Origin of the sequence: Bartonella sp. MR100HLJHH, from assembly GCF_042194215.1 — a bacterium.
Taxonomy (GTDB): domain Bacteria; phylum Pseudomonadota; class Alphaproteobacteria; order Rhizobiales; family Rhizobiaceae; genus Bartonella; species Bartonella grahamii.
On sequence record NZ_JBHIMR010000075.1, the window covers coordinates 1 to 1,020 of the forward strand.

At 36.9% G+C, this 1,020-nt stretch carries 1 protein-coding gene; it reads left to right on the forward strand.

From position 1 onward, the window contains the following. Window positions 1–570 (forward strand): DUF6990 domain-containing protein (locus ACFIJ7_RS09570; protein ID WP_375645194.1); only part of this gene is annotated, 570 nt, incomplete at its 5' end. Between the last annotated feature and the right edge of the window lie 450 nt (window positions 571–1,020).

Here is a 1,020-nt window from a genome sequence, read left to right on the forward strand (position 1 = left end):
GCCTTTTTGATTAGCACGGGCATTCTTTCCACCGCTTGTAAATTCATTGATCCTACCCACACGGAAGATATTCCAGATATACAGCTTAATTTTGAAGCCAAGGGATTAGAAATCTTTGAACCAGAAGTCACTACGGATCGTTTAACACAGGCGCTTGATGATGCGCTAGAATGGGCAGTCAAAGACATTGACCTTTCTAAAAGACTTCGCTCTGATTATGGCACTGCTCCTTGGGAAAAAGGCGCCACGTCCAAAGCAAACGATACGGATTATGCTTTACTTCATCTTGGCGCTCTTGCTTTATTGGGTGATGTTGAGACCTTACAATCTTATCAGAAAAGCTTTACGGCAGGTGATCACCTAGGCTTTGACGAAAGCATCAACAAAACCCACCTTGAACGTGCATTAGCTTTAGCCAAAGAAGTAGCAAAGGTGAAGCAAGTGAGTTACGCTTTGATTAAACAGGTGGCAGAAAAGCTTGATGATCAACAAGAGGTTACCAGCAAGGAGCAACACCGCTCGTGGAAAGAGAAAATAGTCAATTTTATCGGAAAAAAAGACAAGAAATAGCACCTAAAAAATATCAAAAAGATTTCAGAAATTTAGAAAATAAGACGCGCTCCAAAGTCTTGATCACTAGTTGAAAAACTCAACAGTGGTATGGCTCTGATCATGGTTTTGGTGCAAGATTTTAAGGAAACAACCTATAAAAAAAGATCTATAAAATTATTCCATAGATGATCAAAATCCCTTTTAATGGATTATTGTCTATTTTATCGGTTATGTCTGTTTATTTAACAGACGAATCTTATGATTTTAGTAAATGATTAAAATGTGCTTTATGAAAAGCATATAATCCTTTAAAGCCTTTCAAAAGAAAGGGATTATAATCATAAGAAATGCTATCAAAACTATTATGGTACTTAGTTTTGAAGGTTTTGAGGGTTCCTTTTCCCCCCCTTATATATTTTTTTCAATCAAAAATAAAATAATACATATAAGCGGCACCCCCAAAGTCCC